Origin of the sequence: Viridibacillus sp. FSL H8-0110, assembly GCF_038003565.1 — a bacterium.
Classification (GTDB): Bacteria; Bacillota; Bacilli; order Bacillales_A; family Planococcaceae; genus Viridibacillus; species Viridibacillus arenosi.
In genome coordinates, this window is the sequence record NZ_JBBOPJ010000001.1 from 537,272 (window position 1) to 554,862 (window position 17,591).

Genomic DNA, 17,591 nt, shown 5'->3' on the forward strand with positions numbered 1-17,591 from the left:
ACCCAGTTTCATATGTATATAGAGGAAGGGGCGAATTAGATGGTTTCAACTGAAACGATTAATATTGAAGGTTCTATATTTAAGGCAGTTACTGTAAGTTTGCCTAAAACAACGTTATTAACGGTTTCGAATGATGTAGGTTATATTATGTGTGGTGCGTTAGACGTCGGACTTTTGAATACAAAATTAGCTGATCGTAAAATAGTTGCAGGTCGAGCAGTTGGTGTGAAGACAATTGAACAATTGTTGAATGCACCTCTTGAGTCCGTTACCCTTGAAGCAGAGCAATTTGGCATTGTTAAAGGAATGATTGGATCAGATGCATTGTTAAAAATGACTTAAAAGCTCCTAACACTAAGCAATGAATAGTAGCAATGATGTAAAGTTAAGGTAGAAATCATAATAATAATTGATCTAATGGGTCAGTCTTCATTACGTAAAGTAATAGGAGGCTGACCCATTTATTTTTATATGAAAAATTTTTGTAACAAGCTTTTCTTATAATACGGAAGTTAATGGAGATAATAAGAAAACTAAAAGGATTGAGAGGATGTGTCACTATGGACTTTTTTCATGCACAAGAAACGCTTACGGCAATTCAATGGTTTCTCCGAGCAATTGTTGCTTTTCTTTTTTTACTCATTGCAGCGAAAGTTATGGGGCAACGTTCTATCTCTCAATTGAGATTACTCGATTTTGCAATGGCAATATCTGTAGGTAATATCATCGCCCATCCCTTGTCTGATGAAGGGTTAGGGATGAAGGGCTCCATTATTACCATGTCAACTTTAGTTGTTTTATATTCAGTAGCTGTATATTTGAGCCTTAAATGGGTCCCGTTTCGACATATAATAGACTCCTCACCATTTCCACTTATTAAGAATGGACAAATTGTTTCTAAAAATTTGTCGAAGGCTAGGATTTCCGTAGATTTACTTTTATCTGAATTAAGAAAAGAGAAAATAGAAGATATTCAAATGGTTGCTCTAGCTTTATGGGAGCCAGACGGAACTATTTCAAGCTTTTTATACCCTCAATACCAAACAATAACGCGAGTAGATATGAAGTTAGCACCTGAAGCTTTTTCTTTACCTACTGTACTTATTAAAGAGGGCAAAATTGATTACTTTGAATTGAAGAACTCAAATATTAATGAGGGTTGGCTTAAAGACAGAGTCATTTCCATGTATAAAGTGGATGTTAAAGATGTATTATTAGCAACATTAGACCAAAACAATAATTTGCAAGTATATCTGTATAACTAAAGAAGGTCTATCAAGTAATTTTCTTTGTGTTTAAAATAGATAGGATTTCATACGAAATTTAGTGAAAGTCCTATCTATTAAGATAAACATTGGAACTAAATTTGGAACAGTTACTATTAAAAGAAAATAAATTTCAAAATAATGTATATTAATTGGTATAAATGATGCTCCTCGTTAAATAGAATATAAGGATTGCTATTTAAGGAGGGTTATTGTGAAATCTATTATAAAAAAAGTAGTAGTAGTTTTAGCAAGCTTTGCATTGCTATTTTCACTAGTTAGTAGTTTAAAAGTAGACGCGAAAACTAAATCTATTGCAGCTAAATTGCACTCGCTTAGCCAAAATGAACGAACGTCCAAAATTGAAAAGACTGCGAATTATAGTGACGACACAATTATTATTAAATATTCAAGTTCACTAAGCGCTAGTGATCATCGCAAGGCTGGCGGAACAGTTGTAAACCAAATCAAAGGACTTAACTATGTAGCTGTTAAAGTTAGTAATAAAAATAAACTACAGCAAACTATTAAAAACTATCAAAAAAACAGTAAGGTAGTTTCTGTTGGTCTTAGTCCAAAGTACCAGCATGCGGGCTCAGTTGACCCGAAAATAAATGAACAATATATGCATAGCATACTAAAAACAGCAGATGCTCAAAAGTTGGCAGGGAATAATCAAGTAAAGGTAGCGGTTATTGATACGGGTATTGACCGAAATCATCCAGAGCTAAAAGAATCCATTCTTTCAAGTACAAACATTATAAATCCAATGAATCCGGCAACTACTGATATACATGGGACTCACGTGGCTGGTATTATTGCTGCTAAAAAAGATAACGGTATCGGTGGATATGGCATAAATCCGAATGTGAAGATTCTTTCATATGATATCTTTGACGGAGATATGTGGACATTTGACTATACAATTGCAAATGCTATTTTAAAAGCTGTAGACCAAGGCGCAGACGTCATTAACATGAGTTTGCAGGGCTCTATGCCATCTACTGTTTTAGAAGAGGCTGTGACAAAGGCAATTAGTAGTGGTGTTGTTATCGTTGCAGCAGCGGGAAATCAAGGATCTGATATGCCCATTTATCCTGCTAAGTATGAAGGAGTAATTAGTGTAGGCTCTATTAATAGCGAAAAAAAATTAAGTGAATTTTCATCTTACGGTACATCCACTGATGTGGTAGCACCTGGAGAAAATATTTATGCACCTTTTTATGATGCACAAAAAGGATCAACTTTTGCCAAACTAAGTGGAACATCTATGGCTTCGCCTGTAGTTGCTGGAGCAGCAGCATTGCTGCTATCCAAATATCCAAATTTAAAGCCGGCTGAAATAGAATATATCTTAGAGAAAACAGCGACAGATATAGGGGAGAAAGGGTTCGATCATAAATATGGAAATGGACTCATCAACCCAGTTGCCGCGATGAAATTTGATGTAAAAAAGATCCCTTCTTTAGTGAAAGAGAAGTGGGGTGAAAAAGAGATATTAAAAAATGCAGAGGTCATTTCAATCCCTGCACAAGTAAAGCACTCTTTTACAAAACCTTCAGAACAAAAGTGGGTTAAAATCCCTGTAGAAAAGGGCGAATATATCCAAGCTTCACTGGAGGGCTCATCTCAATATGATTATAAAATGAGTATAAATTTTTATGGTAAAGACCAAAAACAATTGTTAGATGTCAATGATGTAACGGAAGGAAAAAAAGAAGGAAAACTAATCCAAGCTCCATTTAGTGGAACAGTAGCTATTGGTGTAAAAGATGTGAATGGCAATTTTGATGATTCAGGTCAGAAGCAGTCAACATTTACGTTAAAAGTAGATAAAGTATCTGAACTTCCAAAAGACGAGTCAGCATTAGAGCATCCAATAAAAATTGAAAAATGGCCATTTAGCAAAGATAAACTATATATAACGGGTGAAAATGGCGATGAAGACTATTTCTACTTTACATCAAAAGAAGCACAATTTATGAACTTTGAAGTTACAGGTATTCCAGGAGTAGATATAAGTGCTGCTGTGTATGAAAAAGAACAGCTATTCCCTGCAACATCTGAAGAATTAAGCACAGAAGATATGCCAGCTTTATATACAAGTAATACACACGGTATAGGAGAAGGAGAAACGCTATTATTCCAAACTGAACCTGAAAAAGAATATTATTTAAAAGTAACAAATAAAGGAACTTTCGGTTACGTTACTTTAGAACAATTACTATTAGGTTTAGTAGGAGGACTGGAAGAAAAAGAACCTGCGGGGTCTATTCTCTCATATAGCGTGAGCTTAGTCGGAAAGAGTATTCCAGAAGATGAAGATAACTATAGTTCTATGGATGATTCCACAATGATGAATGTACTAACAGAAGATGACTCAGAACGAATTAACCTATTAGAATCGGTAGCAATACCATATGAATTAGGTGGAACAATTCAAGGGTATCTACAAAATACAATGGACCAAGACTGGTATAAATTAAACACTTCAAGTGCGGGCATTTATCAATTTCAATTACCAACACCAAAAGAGAATATTCCAAATCTAGGATTGTATGAGGTAATAAAAGATAAAGATGAAAATGGTAAGGCATATCAACTTTTATCTCTTGTCTCAACTAATGAGGACTGGTCTTCTTATGATGATTGGGTCAAAGGGAAATTTTTCGCTAGTTTAAAAGCAAATAAAACGTATTACTTATCCATCAATCCAAACTATAATACAAATCAAATCCCGTATGATGGATATCAAGTGACTTCAAAACTTGTTGTTAAAGATGCTGGTGATAGCTATGAAGAAAATGATAAACCAGAACAGGCAAAGAATATACCTGCTACTGGTGTGACGGCCAACTTCTCTACAGCGAATGATGTTGATTCGTACTATTTCACTGCAAAAGAAAATTCAGTATACGGTGTGAAATTCTCCCGTACACCTCTTACTTCAAAGCTAAAAGCGAAGTATCCTAAAGAGTTGTTGAGTCCGTATTTAGGATATATGGAAATTACAAGGGATGTTAATAAAAATCATAAAATAGATGATAGAGATACTGAATACAGAACATACCTTTTGAAAAATACTGAAGATGGAACGACAACAGGATCTTTTGAAGCGAAAAAAGGTCAATCGTATTTTGTCACCGTATTTGGTTCGGTTGACTCAAGTACAGCACTTTCTCTATGGCCATATCAACTAAAAGTAAACTCTGTGAATAAAAAAGATGAAGATGCAGGATCTAAAGTGAAAAATAACAAACCTTCTAAACCTATCAAGCTACAGAAGAAAAGTAGCAAATTGTATTCAACGACAGGGTACTTTAATACAGGATATGAAAATGGTGATGAAGATTGGTATATTTACCAACCAACTAAATCAGAGCAAGTAACGTTGACACTCAGTGCCAGCCAAGAATTAGATGGTGTTTTTGAAGTCTATCGTAATGGAAAAAGAGTATCAAAATCTGATATTTATGGGCAAGGGGATAATGAGATTTTATCCTTAAAAATGACCAAAGGAACTTATTATGTGAAGGTTCGAGATGGTAAAGGACGTGCTTCAATTGACCCGTATACTTTGTCATTAAAAGTGAAGTAAGAAAAGGTTGGGGTGATTCTAAAGGTCGTTACCAAGCGACTTTTAGGAGTCACCTTTTTTATGTTATTGCTACAATATAACTCATTATAGAATAGAAAAAGTATGCATTCACTCCATCTTAGTTGTTGAAAAACTGTTCTTTATCATTGATTTTGATTAAAATAATTATAGTCCCTTAATATATACAGAACTGGAATGGTGAACAAGTCTTGAAAACATTTAAAAAAGTCTATGTAGAAATTACAAGCGTCTGTAATCTGGCGTGTAGCTTCTGCCCGCCTACGAGTCGTAAGGCAAATATAATCAAACTAGATGCATTTAACAATATACTTGATCAGATCAGACCGCATACGAAATATATTTACCTACATGTGAAAGGAGAACCTCTTTTACATAACAAAATCGACCAATTACTTGATGCAGCACATGCTAAAGGGTTTAAAGTAAATATCACGACAAATGGTACATTGATTAAAAAGAATCGAGAGAAATTATTAGGAAAGCCCGCGCTACGTCAAATCAATTTTTCATTACATAGTTTTGACGGCCATGAGGGGTCAGAGAATCGTGAAAAATACTTAGGAGATATTCTTGAATTTGTACGTGATGCGGCAGAACATAACATCATTATTTCGTACCGATTATGGAATTTACAAAAAGATCAGGTTACCGATTTAGAGAAGAGAAGAAACCGTGAAACGTTAGATATATTGGAGCAGGAATACAATTTAGACTTTAGAATTGAAGAAAAAGTACAGCCAGGAAAAGGCGTTAAAATTACAGATCGTGTTTATTTAAACCAAGATCATGAATTTCAATGGCCGAGCTTGCAAGCCCCTGAGGATGAAGGAAAAGGATTTTGTCATGCACTGCGCAGTCAAGCAGCGATTCTTGTTGACGGTACCGTAGTCCCATGTTGCCTAGATGGAGAAGGTGTCATCAATTTAGGAAATATTAATAACAAATCATTCTCTGAAATTGTAGAGAGTGAAAGAGCCAATAACCTCTTTGATGGATTTACTAGAAGAGAAGCGGTTGAAGAATTATGCAGGAAGTGCGGCTTTAGACAGAAATTTGGGATGTAAAAGCAATTAGTTCCAATAGATTTTAAGTTTATATGGTGTCAGCTACAGGCAATATTAAAAAGCATCTCTTGTAAGATGCTTTTTTGTTTTGGTATTAGAATGAGTTAAAAGGGAGCTCAAGTGAGTCAAATGAAAGCCCGATTAGATTAATTAAAAGAGCGAGTAAGTTAAAAGTAATCACAAGTAAGTCCATTATGATAATAAAATAGAATTTTTCCCGTTCGGTTAATATACTGCCACTATGCATCCAATCTAATTAGACTGTAAATCCACCTTAATTTAAGAGAAAATATTGACAATTCCTAATGTTGTGTGATTTGCTATAATAATATAAAAAAATAAACGGAATATAGTAGAAGTAGTTTAGAAGGAGAATTGATGATGGTGCAAATTTATTCAGATAGAGTATTACAAGCAGATAGTTCTTTTATAAAAGATATTTTAAGTTTGACTGAGGTAGAAGATATTATTTCATTTGCAGGAGGTCTACCAAATCCTATTTCATTCCCAATGAAAGAGTTCCAAGAATCGATTAATCGAGTTTTACAAAATTCTGGTGACAAGGTATTCCAGTATTCAGGGACACAGGGTTATTTGCCATTACGCCAATGGGTTGCGGACCGTTATAAAAAACGATTTGGTATGGATGTTACAGCAGATGATATTTTAATTACAACTGGCTCTCAACAAGGACTAGATTTAATGGGGAAAGCTTTAGTTAATAAGGGGGATAAAGTAGCTGTAGAAAGCCCTTGTTATCTTGCTGCTATTCAAACATTTGCACTTTTTGAGCCTGAGTTTTTGCCAATTAGCCTTGAAGATGACGGCTTAAATTTAGAAGAGCTTGAAGCAACTTTAAAAAATAATGATGTGAAATTATTGTATACAGTCCCTAATTTCCAAAATCCTACAGGCTTAACTTACTCGAAAGAGAAACGTGAGGCAATTTTTGAAATCATTAAGAAGACGAATACAGTATTAATTGAAGATGATCCGTATGGTGAACTTCGCTTTGAAGGAGAATCATTGCCTTACATTGCAGGTGGTAAATCGGAAAATAGTGTACTATTTGGTTCTTTCTCTAAAACGTTATCACCGGGAATGCGTATTGGTTATTTATGTACAAAAAGTAAAGAGCTAATGGGGCATTTAATAGGAGCTAAACAATCATCTGACTTACATACGAATGTACTTGCACAATATGCTATTTATGATTATTTAACAAATAATGATTACGAAGCGCATATAAGCAAAATTACAGCACTATATAAGCAGCAGTGTGACGCTATGATAGCGGCGATGGAAAAATATTTACCTGCTCATGTTACGTTCACAAAACCAGAGGGCGGTATGTTTTTATGGGCAGATTTGGGAGAAGGGATTTCTTCAGTAGAAGTCTTTAAACGAGCAACTGAGAAGAAAGTGGCTTTCGTTCCTGGCGATCCGTTCTATACGAATATTAAAGGAGCAGGAACTTTGCGCCTTAATTATACGAATTCTGATCCAGAAACAATTGTAGAAGGTATCAAAAGACTGGCTTCCGTTTTATAAAGAAGACAAGAATTTTAATAAGGCAATTAGTATTAGCCAAATAGAAGAAGGTAGAACCTCAGGAGATAAATCTGGTTCTACCTTCTTTTTTTGGTTCAAATAAAGAAAGATAGAAAAGTATGGTAAAATTCATTGACAATTTGTGACGAAATTGTGTACAATGAATTAAGACACATTTTCGTCACAATTATAATTAAGATGTTAGCAAATTGGGGGATGCACAATGAACTTTTCAGATGTGATTTTAATTGCTATTGCATGTATGAGTATTCCACTCGTCGTTGCTATTTTTACGGACATTTTTTATGCACAGAAGAAACAACGTCAATTTTCGTTACGACGTATGTCTCTATGGTACATTTTGTTTTTTGGCATTTCTTTCATACCATCCATTTTTTTAGTTATACCGAACTCATAATTTATTTCAAAGCCTTCCGATTGGAAGGTTTTTTTTATGTAACTGAATGATGGCGAGGTAAGTGATTTAGTTGGATAACGTGGAAGTTAATTCGATAATCAATATAGAACTGAAGAAGTGAATACAAAAAAAGGGTGTTTAGCTTCACAAGAATAAACTTCCTTTTTAATATAAATTATGAATTAACTTTCAATAGCCGATTTTATAAATCCATTGTTTGTTTTGACAACTGTGAAATATACTTCAGCACCAGAATCTTCGTTTTCTTCGATTAGCAAGGTAAGAATCCAATAGCTCCATTTACCATCATAATTAAACCATTCTATATGAACTTCATAAATAATGTTTGAATTGATTTCTGAAACGATTGGTATAGGACTTTGACCATCCTTAAGATTTTCTTTTTGTAGTGTATTAACTTTCTTTTCTAGCGTATCGATATCGCTTCCACAACTCGATAGTAATGCTGCCCCTAATACTATAGGAATCAATTTTCTTTTCATTATTAAAATCTCTGTTCATTGCATACATAGTTGTTCTTCTGTAAACAAGGATTTATTTATGTTTTCACCTTGTAGTAAAAATTCACTTAACATATAGGGACCTCGGATAATCTTATCAATCTAACTACACTCGCGGAAAAATATTACATAATATTTCCATATTTTATTTGAAATTACCGGTTTAATTTGTGATACTAAAGATAGAACAGATTGAACGAAGGTTTAGCTTGTGTATTTTTTATTTGAACTACGCAGAAAAGGGGTTTTAAAATGAAGAAATATGTAATGTGGCTTTGCGTGCTAATGTTTTTAGTAGCTTGTTCTAAGGAAGAAAGTCCAGAGGTTAAGAAAGGTGTGAATGATGATATGTTAGGACAATGGCAAGGGAATATTGAGCTTCCGCAATCACAATTAGAAATTATTTTATCGCTTACAGAAAAAAGTGGCACTTTATCAGTACCGGCTCAAGGGTTAAAGGACTATCCATTTAAAGAAGTCTCATATGATGGCAATAAAGTTTCGATTACAATCGATTTACAAGGTTCGAATGTCGTAATAGAAGGTAAGTTACAAGATAATTTAATAACAGGAACATTTAAGCAGAATGGTAATGTACTATCATTTAAATTAACTCCCTATGAAGAAGAGAAGGCAAATTATGAATCCATTAAGATCCCAGTTAATGAAGGGAATCTAAAGGTAGCTTTACAACATCCTGAAAAGGGAGGTTCATATCCGCTGGCGATTATAATAGCAGGGTCTGGTCCGACCGACAAAGATGGAAATACTATAGGTGCTGGCAAAAATAATAGCTTGAAAATGCTAGCTGAAGACTTAGCTAAACAAGGGATTGCATCTATTCGTTATGATAAAAGAGGAATTGGCGATAATGCGCCATTAATAACAAAAGAAGAAGATTTATCAATAGAACAATATGTAGAAGACGTTAATCAAGTTATTAAATACGCAATATCAGAAAATAAATTTAAAAGCATTCATATTATTGGTCATAGTGAAGGGTCTTTAATTGGCATGTTAGCAGCACAGAATAGCGACATTGCTTCGTTTACTTCACTAGCAGGAGCAGGGCGTCCAGCAGATGAGATATTACTTGAGCAATTAGAAGGCAAATTAACACCGGATCTTACGAAAGAAACTACTGGAATCTTAGCATCATTAAAAGAAGGTAAATCTGTTGCAACCATAACAACAGAATTACAAACATTATTTAGACCGTCTGTACAGCCATATCTTATGTCTTGGCTAAAGTATGATCCAGCTAAGAGCATTCAAAAAGTAACAGCACCTGTCTTAATCATTCAAGGAGCACACGATATTCAAGTTCCAGTAAGTGATGCAAAAATATTAAAGGCGAATAAAGAAGAAGCTAAACTAATGATTGTAAACAAGATGAATCATATTCTAAAAGATGCACAAGAGGAGATAAAGGGAAATTTGGCTACTTATTCAGATCCAACACTTCCGCTATCTACAGAATTAGTTGAGGCGATTACAGAATTTATACAGAAGTAGATGTACAGCTTTATAGAAATAAAGTATGGAATGGCATTTGTAGAGATTTAAACTACAGAATTGTATTATTACGATAGTAAAACATAATATAAAAAGACTGAACGCTGCGAACGTTCAGTCTAGTGGCTAGTAACCGCAGATGAAGCGGTTGGTCCGAGGTCAATAATAACCGTCAAACCTTATGTGGAGGGGACGGTTATTTCTTTTTTAATAGAAAAAAGAGTACCGACAACAAAACTGAAAGGAATGCTATCCATCCAACTGAGAGTTGAATCAATAAGCTTATTATTTCGTAAGTTGTCAATAGTATCACCCCCAATCCCTTGGAAGTGACCAACCGCCCAACCTGCACAACTAGTTATCATTATTTTACCAGATTAGGAATTCGTATTCTATTATTTCCCCTGAATATATATATAATGGTATAATTTAGGTGTATAGGTGTGGTAAATGAACATTATTATTGTGATATAAGGTTTCCTTGAAATAGAAATGAAATTACAAGTGGATTTAAATGATGTGAATAAATTTAATATTTAATACTCTTTATACGTACTGCGAGTTAATCCAATCAGGTCAATTTGTTGCAAATTGTGTAGTGAATGAAGATAGGCTTTAAATGTACGGAGTAAAAATACTATTTCTTTAATTGGAGGAATATAAAATGAAAAAAGTGTTATTAACAGCATCTATTCTATTGATAACAGCGCTCCCGGCAACAGCAAATGCACAGAGCGTTCAAGCTAAGCCAATTTATAATGGCCAAGAGCTTGCTCAGAATAAAGTGAAAACTTCTCCAGGTACAATCGGTCAAATTACAAATTACTTAAACGATAAGACTGGCAAATTCATTACTGTAACAGGACATGGGCTTGCTAAAACAGATCAAAGTGAAATAATTCTATCCATTACCAAAAGTTCTAAAATTATTGATTCCAAAGGTAAAAAAGTGTCGTTGAAAAAAATTATCGAAGACAAGAAGACTGTTAAGGCATTCTATGATCCTAAAATTACGAAGAGCCTTCCTGCGCATGGTGAAGCACTAAAGCTAGTTGTTCAAAAACAGGACTTTACAGGAATTAATGGCACAATATCAGAAGTGAATGAAAGTGGAATTGTCGTAGAAGGTACAGATATCTACACAACGCATAAGGATAAGATTGTTTTGCATTTCGCTGATAAAGCACAGATATTAGACCAAAATGGAAATGCGATAAAGGTAAGTGCTATCAAACCAGGCATGACGGTCAAAGCTTTCTATGGACCTGCTGTTACGATGAGTATTCCAGCTCAATCGACAACGAATTATGTCGTTGTTAATTTGGCAATAAAAGAGGTGGTTCAAGAAGAGGCTGTAGGTACAAACGGTATTATTACAAATGTAGCAGATAAAAAGTTCACCGTGATTGGAAATTCGATGAAAAAAGGCGGAGTGGATTATGTTATTCTATCGGTAGATGAGAACACTCAAATAGTTGATCAAGCAGGAAAATCATTATCGTTAGAATCTTTAAAGTCTGATGTTCGCGTTGAGGCATACTACGGTGAAATGATGACCATGATATATCCAGCTCAAACACATGCAGAGAAAATTATTGTGAAAGAAACAGAACACAATAAAGTTGAAGGTACAATTGTTTCATTGAATAGTACGAAGAAAGATCAGTTGTATATCAATGTCAGCTCTGACCAAAATGCAAACAATGATGTAATTCTGAACATCTTGAAGGACACAAAAGTAGTCTCATTACTAGGATTGGGAACGGAATTACGAGCAGGTATGAAAATTACGGCATACCATTCCCCAATGATGACGAAATCATTGCCCGGCATCACGAATGCTGAGATTGTGATTGTAACTTTTGATGACAAAGTAGTAACTCCTTAATAATTGAGTATGTCGATTATATAAAATAAGGGAATACAATCCATTTATTGAAAATTCCCTACTAGAATTGTATAATAGGGGTAGAAAAGCATACCATAATAAGACCGAACGCTGCGAACGTTCAGTCTAGTGACTAGGCACCTCAGAAAAGTTGTTGGTCCGAGGTCAAGAATAACCGTCAAACCTTTTGTGGAGGGGACGGTTATTTTTATTTTTTTTGAAAAAAATAAAATAAAATCTAATTTATCTAATTGAAAGTAGATTATATAAATTGATAACAATAGTGAACTTACATATTAAATCGAGCATCTCTCAGATGCTCGATTTTTCTTATGAAAAAGGTGGACTAATTACCTCGAGAAAAGAATAATTTGTGAACATTTCAATGAATCATTGATTAATTGGTAGTTTTTGCTATATGTTAATCATGGGTTGTATAGCCTATAGTTTTAAAAATAAGTAGTATTAATATACTGCTTATTTAACTCGTGGAAATAGTGAAAACTTAACATCATGTACAAAAGAAGGTTTTATTAGTCGAAATGTCGTTGTAGATTATGAAAAAAATAAAGTACTAAGGGGATATGTATGTTTGGTAAAACGAAAGGTCATTATCAATATTTTTCAACTACACCTGGTTCAGATATTACTTCCAATGAACGTTTTCAGGAAAAATTGAATTTTTTAGGATTATCACAAGTGGGTCGGGGATCTGTCGCGGAGTTAAAGGAGATTTATGAGAAAAACCACGAAATGATTTTAGACAAGTTTTACGATCGTTTAATGCAAATTGATGAATTTAAAGAAGTAATCGATCAACATTCATCTGTAGTTAAACTGAAAAAGTTAATTCATAAGCATTTTATGAGTATTTTCCAAGATGAGTTAGATTTAAATTATATTTTCCGTAGAAGGAAAATTGCTTATACCCATGCCAAAATAGGTGTACTACCAAACTGGATGATTTCAGCATACACGCTTATCAACCAATTTATAATTCCTTTAATCGTTGAAGCTTTTCCTAAAGACCGTAAGAAAATGATGGATGTGTTACTTGCTTACGATAGTATTGTTACGATTGATCAACAGCTAATTGTTGAAACTTATATAGAAATTCAAGCAGGATCAATTATAAATGGATTGGGTGAAATTATTAAATATAATGTGCAACTAGATCAGATTAAAAATCTAATTCAATTCCAAGAAAGACAAGAGCAAGACGTTTTGTCTGTGAAATCATCTATGGAACAACTAGATGAAAGTGTCGATGAAATTGCCGCATCTGTGGGGGAAGTCTCACAGCATACACAATCTTCATTGAAAGAATTACATAATGGTATAGATGCCTTGCAAAATGTAACGCAATTATTGAAATCTACTGATGGGGGGCATCATCAAGTACAGGATAATGTAACAGAGTTAGTTGAGCGTGTGAAAAGTGTTTCGCAATTAATGGAATTCATAAAGGGGATCGCAGAACAAACAAATCTGTTAGCGTTAAATGCTTCAATTGAAGCGGCACGTGCTGGCGAAGCCGGTAAAGGTTTTGCTGTTGTTGCGGAAGAGGTTCGTAAACTAGCGGATAATACGAAATCCTCGGTACAATCCATTCATAATGATATTAAGAAGCTCTTAGAAATCACAAATAATATTGATGCGCTTACGAAGAAGTCAGCAGAGGATTTGCATCGAGGTGTAAATGAAACTGCGAATATCTCAAGTGCTTTAGCAGATCTTAACATTGCTTTACAACAGCAGGGTATGCATTTTAAAGAAATCGCTAGTACTACGCATCAACAAGCAGCAGCTGCAAATGAAATTACAATCCGTAATAAAAACATTGCCGAAAATTCAAGTCGTAGTAAAGATATTTCCTATAAAACAGGTGAAGAAATTTATGAATTAAGTAAAATGATTAATCATTATCGTACAGAAACTATTTCGAAAAACTTTATAATTAGTCAAGAAGATATTATAGAATTAACTATTACAGATCATTTATTATGGCGTTGGAGAATTTATAATTTAATGCTCGGTTTTGAACAGATGAGTGAACATGATATTTCTTCTCACAAAGATTCTCGTCTTGGAGTCTGGTACTACGGAAAAGGAAGAGAATTGTTAGGTACAGAGCCTGCTTATAAAGAGTTAGAAAAGCCTCATGCGCTAGTACATGAAGTTGCCAAAAAAGCTGTACATGCGTATAACGCTGGTAATCAAGCTCTTGCTGAAGAGTACTTAGTGGAGCTTGCAGATATATCACAAATCGTCATTGGTAAACTAACAATTTTAAAACAAATAATAGTGAATAGTAAAAAACAATATACTCATTAATAAGTATGTAGGCTGATTAAATTATTCTCTATTGAAGAGTTAATTTAATTGGCTTTTTTACTTTCTAACTTACTCAGTAAAATTAATCTAGGGGATATTTTCCTGTTAGTAAAACTAATCGGATACTACATTAGAGAAATATAGAGGGAGAGATAGCAAATTATTATGGCATATAATTACATTAAGTCATGGTGAATGGACTTAATTAATTGAATAATAATGAGATAAATAACTTATAAAAAATTTGAACATTTTATAGATGAAAGTATACAGTTTTTATAAGATCGAATCTTACATATCCTTGTCAGCACTGAATTAACAAAGAGATAAAAGACTTTTGAATTTAACGTTTATTGCACACAAGAAAAAGAATATTATGCTATAGTTAAGTTAATTGATATTGTTTAAATATGGTATTTGTATAAGGCGATACCCCTGTCTAAAGGTGAGCAAATTAATATTAAACTATTTCGATATAAGATTGTAATTGAATTTTAATATTTTCTTGCAACTAAATCCTATATAATTTGTCCTGTTAAATAGAAAGTATGAAATGAGTGAAAAGGTTGTCAGATATACTGTATTACCTACTTGAAATGATCCCTGTTATGATTGTGGCGATTCCTTTTGTCGTTTATTTACGATTCAAGTCTCGCAAAAGAAAAGGGAATCCTCCGACTAATAGGTGGCATGAAATAGGGTTATTGTTCTTTTCTGTGTATGTAATTGGTTTGTTCTATGAAACAATCGTACCTAGAAATGGCATGAGTCTACAGCATCTTCAAATGCGCTTCCAAGAGGATATGATTTTAGGTGTGAATTTAAAATTGTTCCAAGTGTTCACGGATGTGTATAACGCTATTCATTATTTAGATTTATGGCAGCCATTTTTCATTAACTTTCTTGGTAATATAGCCATTTTCATGCCAATTGGTTTTTTACTACCACTGTTATGGCGCAAGATGGAGATGTTTCCTTATGTTTTTATTACAGCTTTGAGTTTATCTTTCTTTATCGAAACAATGCAACTACCACAAATGCGTAGTACTGATGTAGATGATCTTTGGTTAAATACATTGGGTGCGATATTAGGCTATCTTGTATACAAAGGGATGAAAAAGGGGTTGCCAAGTATCGGGTCAAAATGTAAGCAAATTGTTTAATTTACGAACTTTCGGGTATGGATAATGGAGCAATTTATGTAAGAAGGGGTTTTTTAAATGATTGAACAACGAGAACAATTAGAAGAAAATAAAAAGATGCATATTATAGATGATTTAATGGCGTTAGGTGTTTTTAAAGTTAATGATCAACAGCTTTATCAAGTATCTATAGAGGAGCTTGTGGAAGAATATCAAAAGCATTGTCAATAAAAGATTGCTACTTGGTGGCAATCTTTTTCGATTTTGCGAGGAAATAGTATAATAATCGTGGATACTAGGCGATAAAATGACTTTGTTATCATAGACAAACATTGGAGAAATAGAGAAAATAGCGTATAATTACTATGTGATTTTTTATTATAAAGCAAACTAGTGCGTGTTAAAATATATGACTGAATGTAACAAGATAGGAGAATTTAAATATATGTGTGGATTTACAGGATTTATAGGTGAGGTTTCAAACCCTGACGTAGTGTTAGAGAATATGATGAATCAAATTATTCACCGTGGACCAGACTCTGCAGGTACTTTTACAGATGGTGAAGCTGCACTTGGTTTCCGTCGTTTAAGTATTATTGACTTAGAAAATGGTAGCCAACCTTTGTATAATGAAGACCAATCTTTAGTATTAATTTTCAATGGTGAAATTTATAACTATCAAGATATCCGTAAAGACCTAATAGAAAAAGGGCATACATTTACAACTGAAACAGATAGTGAAGTTTTAATTCATGGTTATGAAGAATACGGTACTAAATTAGTAACTAAATTACGTGGTATGTTCGCATTCGTTATTTGGGATCGTAACAAAAAACGAGCATTTGCTGCACGTGATATGTTCGGTATTAAACCATTTTATTATGCCCATATGAATGGTACTTTAATGTTCGGTTCAGAAATTAAAACCTTCTTGCCACATCCACATTTCGATAAAGTATTAAATGAAAAAGCGTTAAAGCCTTATTTAACATTCCAATTCCCAGTGTTAAACGAGACATTCTTTAAGGGTGTTTTCAAATTGCCAGCAGCTCACTATATGACGTACGAAAACGGCAAAGTGACAACTACTCGCTACTGGGAACCAAAATTTAATCCTGAAGAGCGTCCACTTGATGAAATCGTTGAAGAGATCGATAGTGTCGTGCGTGACTCAATTAAAGCACACCAAATCTCAGATGTTAAAGTTGGTTCATTCCTATCAAGTGGTGTTGACTCAAGCTATGTAGCCTCTGTTTTAAAACCAGATAAAACTTTCACGGTAGGTTTTAGCGCTCAAAACTTCTCTGAAATTGACACTGCAAAAGAGTTATCTAAAGAGCTCGGTATTGAAAATGTCAATGAAGTACTTGATCCAGAAGAATGCTTTAACAAAATCGATGAGATTCAATATATTATGGATGAACCACATTCAAACCCATCAATCGTACCACTTTACTTCTTAGCTGAGCTTGCACGCAAACATGTAACAGTAGTGTTATCTGGTGAAGGTGCCGATGAATTATTTGGTGGTTATGAAGAATACGACGAATCATCGTCTATGAAAAAATATAAAAAAGTACCGGGCTTCATCCGTCGTCCAGTATCTGAAGTTGCCAAAATGCTTCCAGAAGTAAGAGGTAAACACTTCTTGATGAAAGGTGGCTTGCCAGTAGAGGAAACATTTATTGGACAAGCACACATCTTCGAAGAGCAAGAAGCAGCTAATATTTTAACAGCAAAATATAACGATGCACCATCTGTCAAAGATATCGTAATGCCTGTTTATAAAAAGGCTGCAGGCGAAGACGATTTAACGAAAAAACAAATCTTAGACTTAAACTTATGGTTAGTCGACGATATTTTATTAAAAGCAGATAAAATGAGTATGGCGCACTCAATTGAATTGCGCGTACCATTCCTTGATAAAGAAGTAATGAAAGTGGCTTCGAAAGTACCGACTCGCTACCGAGTTAATGATGTTGATACGAAATATGCATTCCGTGTAGCTTCTAAACGCGCATTGCCTGAAGCATGGGCAAATCGTAAAAAAATCGGTTTCCCAGTACCAATTCGTTTATGGATACAAGAAGAAAAATACTTCAACAAGATTAAAGAATCATTTGAATCTCCAGAAGCAGCACAATTCTTTGACCAACAAGCAATTGTTAAATTATTAACAGACCATTACGAAGGCAAAGCGAAAAATCAACGTAAAATCTGGACAATTTATATGTTCTTAGTTTGGTACAAAAAATATTTCAGCTAAAAACAAGT

Annotated in this window: 13 protein-coding genes; 12 read left to right on the forward strand and 1 reads right to left on the reverse strand. The window is 34.0% G+C overall.

The window, feature by feature from the left end; translation table 11 throughout:
• The first annotated feature begins 39 nt into the window (after positions 1 to 39).
• The 6 genes from MHH98_RS02640 (at position 40) to MHH98_RS02665 (ending at position 7,917) form a co-directional block, all read left to right on the forward strand.
• On the forward strand, positions 40 to 342 hold the full coding sequence (locus tag MHH98_RS02640; protein WP_038178639.1) for a YunC family protein: 303 nt from the start codon (positions 40 to 42) through the stop codon (positions 340 to 342).
• Between the two features lie 218 nt (positions 343 to 560).
• Positions 561 to 1,265, forward strand: a complete 705-nt coding sequence (locus MHH98_RS02645) for a DUF421 domain-containing protein (RefSeq protein WP_340712218.1) — start codon at positions 561 to 563, stop codon at positions 1,263 to 1,265.
• A 214-nt stretch (positions 1,266 to 1,479) separates the two neighbouring features.
• Positions 1,480 to 4,863 (forward strand): S8 family peptidase, encoded by a 3,384-nt coding sequence (locus tag MHH98_RS02650; RefSeq protein ID WP_340712219.1) that lies wholly within the window; start codon positions 1,480 to 1,482, stop codon positions 4,861 to 4,863.
• A gap of 209 nt (positions 4,864 to 5,072) precedes the next feature.
• On the forward strand, positions 5,073 to 5,948 hold the full coding sequence (locus MHH98_RS02655) for a radical SAM/SPASM domain-containing protein (RefSeq protein WP_038178633.1): 876 nt from the start codon (positions 5,073 to 5,075) through the stop codon (positions 5,946 to 5,948).
• Positions 5,949 to 6,326: 378 nt separating this feature from the next.
• Positions 6,327 to 7,499: an aminotransferase-like domain-containing protein gene (locus MHH98_RS02660; RefSeq protein ID WP_235175659.1), complete on the forward strand. Its 1,173-nt coding sequence runs from the start codon at positions 6,327 to 6,329 to the stop codon at positions 7,497 to 7,499.
• Between the two features lie 223 nt (positions 7,500 to 7,722).
• Positions 7,723 to 7,917, forward strand: coding sequence for a hypothetical protein (locus MHH98_RS02665; protein WP_038178623.1), 195 nt, complete (start codon positions 7,723 to 7,725; stop codon positions 7,915 to 7,917).
• A 182-nt stretch (positions 7,918 to 8,099) separates the two neighbouring features.
• Here MHH98_RS02665 and MHH98_RS02670 read toward each other — a convergent pair whose 3' ends face one another.
• Entirely contained in the window at positions 8,100 to 8,420 is a 321-nt protein-coding gene (locus MHH98_RS02670; protein ID WP_038178621.1) for a hypothetical protein, read from the reverse strand.
• 270 nt (positions 8,421 to 8,690) lie between these two features.
• Between MHH98_RS02670 and MHH98_RS02675 the strand changes: the two genes are divergently transcribed.
• From MHH98_RS02675 to asnB, 6 genes are all read left to right on the forward strand, one after another.
• Positions 8,691 to 9,953 (forward strand): alpha/beta hydrolase, encoded by a 1,263-nt coding sequence (locus tag MHH98_RS02675; RefSeq protein WP_340712220.1) that lies wholly within the window; start codon positions 8,691 to 8,693, stop codon positions 9,951 to 9,953.
• Positions 9,954 to 10,617: 664 nt separating this feature from the next.
• Complete coding sequence (locus MHH98_RS02680; RefSeq protein WP_340712221.1) at positions 10,618 to 11,841, forward strand: peptidase; 1,224 nt, start codon at positions 10,618 to 10,620, stop codon at positions 11,839 to 11,841.
• A 588-nt stretch (positions 11,842 to 12,429) separates the two neighbouring features.
• Positions 12,430 to 14,175: a methyl-accepting chemotaxis protein gene (locus MHH98_RS02685; protein ID WP_038178614.1), complete on the forward strand. Its 1,746-nt coding sequence runs from the start codon at positions 12,430 to 12,432 to the stop codon at positions 14,173 to 14,175.
• A gap of 566 nt (positions 14,176 to 14,741) precedes the next feature.
• Positions 14,742 to 15,338 carry a VanZ family protein gene (locus MHH98_RS02690; RefSeq protein ID WP_051448535.1) on the forward strand — a complete coding sequence of 199 codons (597 nt, stop codon included), beginning with the start codon at positions 14,742 to 14,744 and terminating at the stop codon, positions 15,336 to 15,338.
• 57 nt (positions 15,339 to 15,395) lie between these two features.
• On the forward strand, positions 15,396 to 15,548 hold the full coding sequence (locus MHH98_RS02695) for a Fur-regulated basic protein FbpA (protein WP_076035144.1): 153 nt from the start codon (positions 15,396 to 15,398) through the stop codon (positions 15,546 to 15,548).
• Positions 15,549 to 15,762: 214 nt separating this feature from the next.
• Positions 15,763 to 17,583, forward strand: a complete 1,821-nt coding sequence (gene asnB, locus MHH98_RS02700) for an asparagine synthase (glutamine-hydrolyzing) (protein WP_038178612.1) — start codon at positions 15,763 to 15,765, stop codon at positions 17,581 to 17,583.
• The last annotated feature ends 8 nt before the right edge of the window (positions 17,584 to 17,591 follow it).